This window comes from Sphingorhabdus sp. (genome assembly GCF_046596595.1).
In the GTDB taxonomy this organism is placed as follows: domain Bacteria; phylum Pseudomonadota; class Alphaproteobacteria; order Sphingomonadales; family Sphingomonadaceae; genus Sphingorhabdus_B.
In genome coordinates this window covers 1-7,555 of record NZ_JBKJMB010000018.1, presented here as the reverse complement: position 1 = coordinate 7,555, position 7,555 = coordinate 1, and the positions used below count along the sequence as shown (strand labels likewise).

7 protein-coding genes and 1 tRNA gene are annotated in these 7,555 nt (G+C 54.4%); 3 read left to right on the top strand and 5 right to left on the bottom strand.

The annotated features are described in order from the left end of the window. Window positions 1-1,946 (bottom strand): prolyl oligopeptidase family serine peptidase (locus tag ACLL9E_RS01665; RefSeq protein ID WP_411290007.1); only part of this gene is annotated, 1,946 nt, incomplete at its 3' end. Between the two features lie 219 nt (window positions 1,947-2,165). On the opposite strand from ACLL9E_RS01665, the gene nth reads away from it, so the two are divergent. Both nth and ACLL9E_RS01655 read left to right on the top strand, forming a co-directional pair. Further along, on the top strand, window positions 2,166-2,852 hold the full coding sequence (nth, locus tag ACLL9E_RS01660) for an endonuclease III (RefSeq protein ID WP_411290006.1): 687 nt from the start codon (window positions 2,166-2,168) through the stop codon (window positions 2,850-2,852). Between the two features lie 15 nt (window positions 2,853-2,867). Further along, the gene (locus tag ACLL9E_RS01655) at window positions 2,868-3,257 is read left to right on the top strand and encodes a hypothetical protein (RefSeq protein WP_411290005.1); all 390 of its coding nucleotides are present in this window, start codon (window positions 2,868-2,870) and stop codon (window positions 3,255-3,257) included. 126 nt (window positions 3,258-3,383) lie between these two features. On the opposite strand, the gene ACLL9E_RS01650 is transcribed toward ACLL9E_RS01655, so the two are convergent. From ACLL9E_RS01650 to ACLL9E_RS01635, 4 genes are read right to left on the bottom strand one after another with little or no spacing between them, the layout of a single operon-like run. Continuing rightward, on the bottom strand, window positions 3,384-4,157 hold the full coding sequence (locus ACLL9E_RS01650; RefSeq protein ID WP_411290004.1) for an enoyl-CoA hydratase-related protein: 774 nt from the start codon (window positions 4,155-4,157) through the stop codon (window positions 3,384-3,386). Beyond that, window positions 4,154-5,203 carry an enoyl-CoA hydratase/isomerase family protein gene (locus ACLL9E_RS01645; RefSeq protein ID WP_411290003.1) on the bottom strand — a complete coding sequence of 350 codons (1,050 nt, stop codon included), beginning with the start codon at window positions 5,201-5,203 and terminating at the stop codon, window positions 4,154-4,156. Before ACLL9E_RS01645 ends, ACLL9E_RS01650 begins: the two co-directional genes overlap by 4 nt. Then, window positions 5,200-6,345 carry an acyl-CoA dehydrogenase family protein gene (locus tag ACLL9E_RS01640; RefSeq protein ID WP_411290002.1) on the bottom strand — a complete coding sequence of 382 codons (1,146 nt, stop codon included), beginning with the start codon at window positions 6,343-6,345 and terminating at the stop codon, window positions 5,200-5,202. The genes ACLL9E_RS01645 and ACLL9E_RS01640 overlap by 4 nt, the downstream gene beginning before the upstream one ends. A 28-nt stretch (window positions 6,346-6,373) precedes the next feature. Further along, the gene (locus ACLL9E_RS01635; RefSeq protein WP_411290001.1) at window positions 6,374-6,874 is read right to left on the bottom strand and encodes a hypothetical protein; all 501 of its coding nucleotides are present in this window, start codon (window positions 6,872-6,874) and stop codon (window positions 6,374-6,376) included. Between the two features lie 142 nt (window positions 6,875-7,016). Here ACLL9E_RS01635 and ACLL9E_RS01630 point away from each other — a divergent pair. Beyond that, window positions 7,017-7,093, top strand: a tRNA-Arg gene (locus ACLL9E_RS01630). Window positions 7,094-7,555 lie beyond the last annotated feature (462 nt).

Below are 7,555 nucleotides of genomic sequence, written 5' to 3'. Positions count from 1 at the left end.
AGGAAATCATGCCCCTGATCCTGCATGCGCTTTGCAGTTTTGCGGGCATGGCCGGGGTGAACGCGGTCATCCTTGGTTGAAGTTAGGAAAAAGACCTCAGGATATTTCACATCCGGTTTGATGTTGTGATACGGTGAAATCTTGCGCAGGAACGCGCCTTCCACTGGATCGGCTGGGCTGCCATATTCGCCCACCCAGCTAGCGCCAGCCAGCAACTTGTCGAAGCGCAACATATCCAGCAAAGGCACCGCGCAGACCACGGCATTGAAAAGGTCCGGGCGCTGGGTAAACATGACGCCCATCAACAGTCCGCCATTTGATCCGCCTTCGATGCCCAGATGCTTTGGTGCCGTAATCTTGTCCGAGATAAGTTTTTCGGCGACGCTGATAAAGTCATCATAGATCCGCTGGCGTTCCGTTTTCAACCCGGCCTGATGCCATTTTGGCCCATATTCGCCGCCACCGCGAATATTGGCGAGAACGTAAACCCCGCCTTGTTCAAGCCAGAGCTTACCACGAGTCGCCGAGTAAGACGGGTTCATCGACACCTCAAATCCGCCATAGCCGTAAAGCAGGGTTGGGTTGCTGCCATCCAGCTTGGTCGCCTTGTTGCGGACCACGAAATAGGGAACCTGCGTGCCGTCTTTCGAGGTAGCGAAAAACTGCTCGGCAACCATCGCGCTTGCATCGAACCAATCCGGCAAGGCCTTCGCCTTCGCTTTTGTGGCCGAGCCGGTGTCGTAGGTCCATAACGTGCTTGGCGACAGGAATGAATCGCTGTTGATAAACGCAATATCCTCCTTGTCGTTGGTCGCGCCGATGGAGACAGTGCCATTTGCGGGAAAGTCGAGCGCCTTTGAACTCCATGCCTTGCCGTCCCAGTCGAATGCATATGCCGCACTGGTGACATCGCGCGAAATGCTCATCAAAATTTTCGACTTTGTCTGGCCATAACCATTCATCGATGACCGCGCGTCGGGCCGGTAAACAAGATTGACCGCCCCAATTTGCCCATCCGACATGAAATCATCCATCGAGAAGCTGACGAGATCACCGGTTTTGAAGTCGCGCCAATCTTCGTTGAGCGTCAGCAGCATCTGCCCTTTAAACTCGCTGCCGAGCGATGATTTGGCCGGCACGGGAAACTTCACTGGCTTTTGCAATGCGCCGTCCTTGCGCGGCACCCAGAAAGTTTCATTGTCGTAAAAGGTGACTGCACGCGTGACCACAATCTCGCGGCTGCCGTCAGCGCGCTCATGCACGCCACTCCAGAGGGCGACGTCGGTGGGTTCGCCGCGCATTAACTCGACCGCCTGATCAAGCGGCTGCCCGCGCTTCCAGATCCGTCCAGTCATTGGATAGCCGGACTCCGTCATCGTCCCCGGACCGAAATCGACACCGACAAGCTGCGTGTCTTTATCGAGCCAAGTGGATCCGCCTTTGGACTCCTTGGTCACAAAACCGCCTTCGACCCAAGTCTTGGTTCGCGCATTGAACTCACGTTGAATGGCCGCGTCCTTGCCGCCATCGGACAGGCTGACCATGCAATGTTCATATTCAGGGCTTAGGCAGTCATTGCCTTTATACACCCAATTCTTGTCCTCGCTCTTTGCAAGCGCGTCGATATCGAGCACCGTTTCCCATTTGGTTTCTGCGGACAGATAGCTTTCGAGGGTCGATTTGCGCCATATACCGCGGACGGCTTGCGCATCCTGCCAGAAATTATGTGTCTCCTTATTGCGATAGGAGACGTAGGGGATTTTGTCTTTCGAGTTCAAAATTTCGAGCGCCTGGCCCTCAAGCACCGCAAAGCGGGGATCGCTCGTCAGACGGTTCAAGGTCCTGTCATTCCAGACTTTGACTTCGGCAATCGCCTTCTCGCCGAGCACTTCTTCAAGATAAAGATGATCGGCGTTGGTTTGGCCAGGCACATTATATTCGGTCATTGGGCTCGCTTTGTTTGAATTGGCAGTAGGCGTGTCGGCGGCATTTGCAGCGAAGGGTTGCATAGCCAATAGGGCACCGGCCAAAAGATATGATTTGAATGAAATGCCGCCTGATTTCGCCATATGGTCGCTTCCCGATCTTGTATTGAATTTCAGCTTCCAGTTAGTAGATGCATGTCCATAAAAGGCAAATGGATGTTGGCGGAGCAGAAATAACAAATGAAGAAAGCGGACATCTTTGAATTTTACCAACGGTTGGCCGAGGCCAATCCGGATCCCGAGACTGAACTGGCCTTCGGCAATGCTTATCAATTGCTGGTGGCTGTCACCTGTTCTGCTCAGTCAACTGATGTCGGTGTGAATAAGGCGACAAAGGCGCTATTCGAAGTGGTTAAAACTCCAGCCCAAATGGTCGCGCTTGGGCTTGACGGCCTGAAAGCGCATATCAAGACGATCGGCCTGTATAACAACAAGGCGAAGCATGTAATCGCGCTTTCGGAAATCCTCGTGCGTGATCATGGAGGCGAGGTTCCAGCCGACCGCGACGCGCTTGAGGCCTTGCCCGGCGTCGGGCGCAAGACCGCCAATGTCGTCATGAATACAGCCTTTGGCGCGGAGACATTCGCGGTCGATACGCATATTTTTCGCGTCGGCAATCGCACGGGCATTGCTCCCGGCAAAACCGTCCTTGCCGTGGAAAAGGCGCTTGAAAAAAGCACGCCAAAGCCGTTCCGCATCGGGGCGCATCATTGGCTGATCTTGCATGGCCGTTATGTTTGCAAGGCGCGGACACCTGAATGCTGGCGCTGTCCGGTAATTGACCTTTGCCGTTTCAAACCCAAAACGCCGCCGCCCAAAATTAAGTCAGCTAAAGTTCAGGCTGATGTCGATAGGACAGATAATTGAAACCGGAGAAAACAGATGCGTAAAATGTTGTTGATCCTTCCTGCTTTTGCCTTGCTTTCGGCTGGAGGTGCCGTGGCGCTCTCCAGCAAAAAAACCCCGGCGCCCGTGCGCGCCGTCGGTGAACCGAAAAGCTGTGTCACAATTTCGAACATCCGTTCTACTAAGGTCATCGACAACAATATCATCGACTTCCGCATGGCAGGCGGCAAAACCTATCGCAATGCCCTCCCGCAAAGCTGTCCGGGTTTAAAGTTCGAGGACAGGTTTTCCTACCGCACCTCGCTTAACCAGTTGTGCAGCGTCGATATCGTCCGCGTAGTGCACGATTATGGTGGGCAGCTTACCGAAGGCGCAGGCTGCGGACTGGGCAAGTTTCAGCAGGTGGAGAAGGTTCCGGCAAATTAGGGTTGCAGCTGTCTGCCTATCGTCATCCTGAACTCGTTTCAGGATAACGCACCACCGCTTGTCGTTATCCTGAACCGAGTTCAGGATGACGATGAGTATGAGTTTTCCACAAAAGGGTCAGCCGAGTTACTTCCCCGTCCAATTTCCGGGCCGCTTTTCAACGAACGCAGCCATGCCTTCTTTCTGATCCACAGTGCCAAACAGCCCGTGAAACAGGCGGCGTTCGAACACCACGCCTTGCTGCAACGTCATTTCAAACGCGGCATTTACCATTTCCTTGCAGGCGATCGCTGCCAAGGGTGCCATTCCCGCGACCGCGGTCGCGGTCTTGATGGCTTCATCAACCAGCTCCGACGCAGGCACGACCTTGGCAACCAAGCCTGATCGCTCGGCTTCGCTTGCGTCCATCATCCGGCCCGTCAGGCACATTTCCATCGCCTTGGCTTTGCCAATAGCGCGGGTGAGCCGCTGCGATCCGCCCATGCCCGGCGTAACCGCCAACTTGATTTCAGGCTGACCGAATTTCGCATTGTCGCCAGCCATTATGAAATCGGCCATCATTGCAAGTTCGCAGCCTCCGCCCAAGGCAAAGCCGTTCACAGCCGCGATCCATGGCTTGCGTGTCGCCGTGATGCGCTCATAACCTGCAAAATAGTTCGCGCCGTACATCTCGGCGAATGACTGCGACGACATTTCCTTAATGTCTGCGCCAGCGGCAAAGGCCTTTTCGCTGCCAGTCAGGACCGCGCAACGTTGGCTGTCGTCAGCATCGAACGCGGCAAAGGCAGCGATCAAATCTGCCAGAACTTGGCTGTTCAAAGCATTCAGCGCCTGCGGCCGATTAAGCGTCATCAGCGTCACCGCGCCGCGATGTTCAACCAAAATCGTTTCATATGTCATAGGGGCTTCCATTCTTCTTCCGCCGGCAAGGGCGCGAATATCGCTTCAATCAAGTCATCAGTCACACCTTCGGGCGTTGCCGGGTCCCAATTGGGTGCATTGTCCTTGTCGATGATAACGGCGCGCACGCCTTCGGCAAAATCGGGACGGACAATGACTCGGCTGGCAATGCGATATTCCATCGCCATATTATCGGCAAAGTCCGACATCGCAGCCCCCGCAGAGAGTTGCCGCAACGCGACTTTGCACGTTTGCGGGCTTTTTGTTCGCAAGGTTGCAAGTTCGCGCATCGCCCATTCGCTCTCGTCACCTTCAAGGCTGGCAAGAATGTCTTCAAAATGGTCAGAAGCAAAATGGCGGTTAATCTGGAACAGCGTTTCCACCACTTTTGAAGCTGGCGGCGTTTCTGACAACGTCCCTAAAATCCCGTCGATACGTTCCACATCTTCGGACGCAATGCGCGCCTTGGCTTCATCAAGTGCACTGCTGGGCAAATAATGGGTGGCAAGGCCAAGCGCGAGGCACCCGGAACCCGCAACACGTGACCCCGTTAGCGCCAAAAACTGTCCGACCCGCCCCTCAAGCCGCGACAGATACCAACCGCCACCGACGTCTGGGAAAAGGCCGATACCTGTTTCGGGCATCGCAAATTTGGTGTTCTCGGTCGCGACGCGGTACCGTGCTGGCTGGCTGATGCCAACACCGCCACCCATACAGATACCATCCATGAACGCCACCACTGGCTTTGGGTAAGTGAACATCAGATGGTTCAGTTGATATTCGTCATGGAAAAATTTACGTCCGGACTCGCCGCCATCGTTGATCGCAGAATTGCGCAAGAAGGCGATGTCGCCACCTGCGCAAAAGCCACGGCCTTCAGCGTGATCGATGACGATACATTTCACATCGGCTAAATTACGCCACTCCAGCAATGCCTCGGTCATCGCATGTACCATTGGTAACGTCAGCGCGTGGAGCGCAGATGGCCGGTTCAGGCTGATGAAGCCGGCGTGTCCTTCCACCCGGACCAAAATGTCCTCGGTCATTGGCGCAACAAGTCCCGGCCGATGATCATGCGCATGACCTGATTGGTGCCTTCAAGGATGGAATGCACGCGCAAGTCGCGCCAGAATCGCTCAATGGGGTAATCGCGCAAATATCCATAGCCGCCGAACAATTGAAGCGCCTGGTTTACAATCTCGCTGCCGCTATCTGTCGATAGCCGCTTGGCCATTGCCGAAAAGCGGGACTTATCTGGCGCATTGGCAGTGACTTTGGCTGCGGCGATATAAAGCAACGCCCGCGCTGCTTCCAAATCGGTAGCCATATCGGCAAGCATGAACTGCGTATTCTGAAATTCGGCCACCGGTTGCCCGAACTGTTGACGGTCCTTGGTGTAAGCAATCGCCTCATCAAGGCAGCGCTGCGCACCACCCAATGAGCACGCGCCAATATTCAGCCGCCCACCATCAAGGCCCATCATCGCGAAACGGAAACCATCGCCTTCTGCGCCCACACGGTTGGTAACCGGCACGCGGCAATCTTCGAAAATCACCTGCGCAGTGGGCGACGCGTTCCAGCCCAGCTTTTTCTCCGGCGCGCCGAAGCTGAGGCCTGGCGTATCCTTGTCCACTACGATGCAAGTGACACCTTTGGTCTTCTCTTCGCTTGTCCGGACCATCACGACATAGACGTCATTATAGCCAGCGCCGGAGATGAACTGCTTCGTGCCATTGAGCACATAATGATCGCCATCGCGCCGCGCGCTGGTTTTCAGCGCCGCCGCGTCTGAACCGCTACCGGGCTCCGTAAGGCAATAGCTTGCGATTTTGTCCATCGAGACCAAATCCGGCAAATAGCGGGCTTTGAGCTCGGCATTGCCGAAGCAATCAATCATCCATGCAGCCATATTGTGGATGGAAATAAATGCGCTCGTGGCGGGGCAGCCATAGGCCATCGCCTCCATGATCAAAGCCGCTTCCAACCGGCCAAGGCCAGTGCCGCCCGATTCTTCGGACACGTAAATCGCGCCAAAGCCGAGCGCGCCTGCGGCCTTCCACACATCGACCGGATAATGTGCCTTTTCATCCCATTCGCTGGCAAAGGGTGTGATCGCGTCTGCTGTGAATTTACGCGCCATGTCTTGGATGGCGATTTGATCGTCGGTGAGTTCAAACTGGTTTTGCATGCGCCCGCCGTAGCATTGCGATTTTGAGTTATCCAGCCATTAGCTTGGGACAACGTACATATCGTGTGCGCAAACCATCGGACAAATCGGTGCGCGTGAGACGCTGGCGGTCTTCGCTCAATTCAAAACCCATTGCCCGAACCGATTTGCTATCGCTCCCGACAAATTCAAATTCGGCCTCCATTGTCTTCGATGTCATCCTTTTACCTTGAACCATCGTGCCTATGTCATCAGGCAATTTGATCAACCGTCCCTGCAACGACATTATCTCGGTACTGGTTTCCGGGTCATCGGCGCACGCTCCTGTACTTTTTGCCCAGCGCGATTGATAGCCCCCCGGAAATTGATTGAGCGCAATTTCAAGGGCTATGTCGGCGACCGCGGCGTTACCCGAAGTGCCATTTGTCCCGGCCGCTGAAGACGTTGCATTTTGCGCGTTATTGCTTTCGTTCTTATCCGCTATTGGCCAACATGCGCCAAGTGTTGCACCCAACAAACTCGCGCTCAAACACAATATTTTGGCAGCCATATAAATACCCCGTTTCAACGAGGAAAACACTCGGGCTGGCGATGGGTTCCATAAGCCCCACGAAAGCCGGCGGCCGGAATAAAATAGCGCATCAAAAAAAACTTGGCGCAACGCGGCTCTCCCTGCTAACCGGTCCCGGTCCGCACCCATAGCTCAGCTGGATAGAGCGCTGCCCTCCGAAGGCAGAGGGCAGAGGTTCGAATCCCCTTGGGTGCGCCAATGTTTCAATCACTTAAGACATGTTAAATTGATTCGTATGGAATGCGCACGGAAAACGGGGTGCGGTAACGGCCTGCTGTTGCTTCGGGTTAGAGACGATGTTTTCTTTTCAAATATGTTGGTCGGGTGCCAAAATTTACGAAAAAATACACTTCAGCCACGGTCTTCGCCAGTTCGTACATTTTAGCGATTTGTAACGGACCACGATAAACTCAGCAATGCCGTGCAAAGGCGCAGGAAAAGAAGCTTGGGCGTCCCAAGCGGTTAACTGCGGAGCAACACGCGGAAATACTTTTGCAAAGATCGCAGCGTACTTCCTTAGGTACGCTGGCGAAAAAATTTAGAGAGAGTCGGTCAGCTATTCAGCGTGTAGACTGCAATTAGGTTATGGGATTGTTTAAAACAGTCGGGCTGGGGAATGTCGTCAATCTCACACACATTTTCCGATCTGTGATTTTTTTG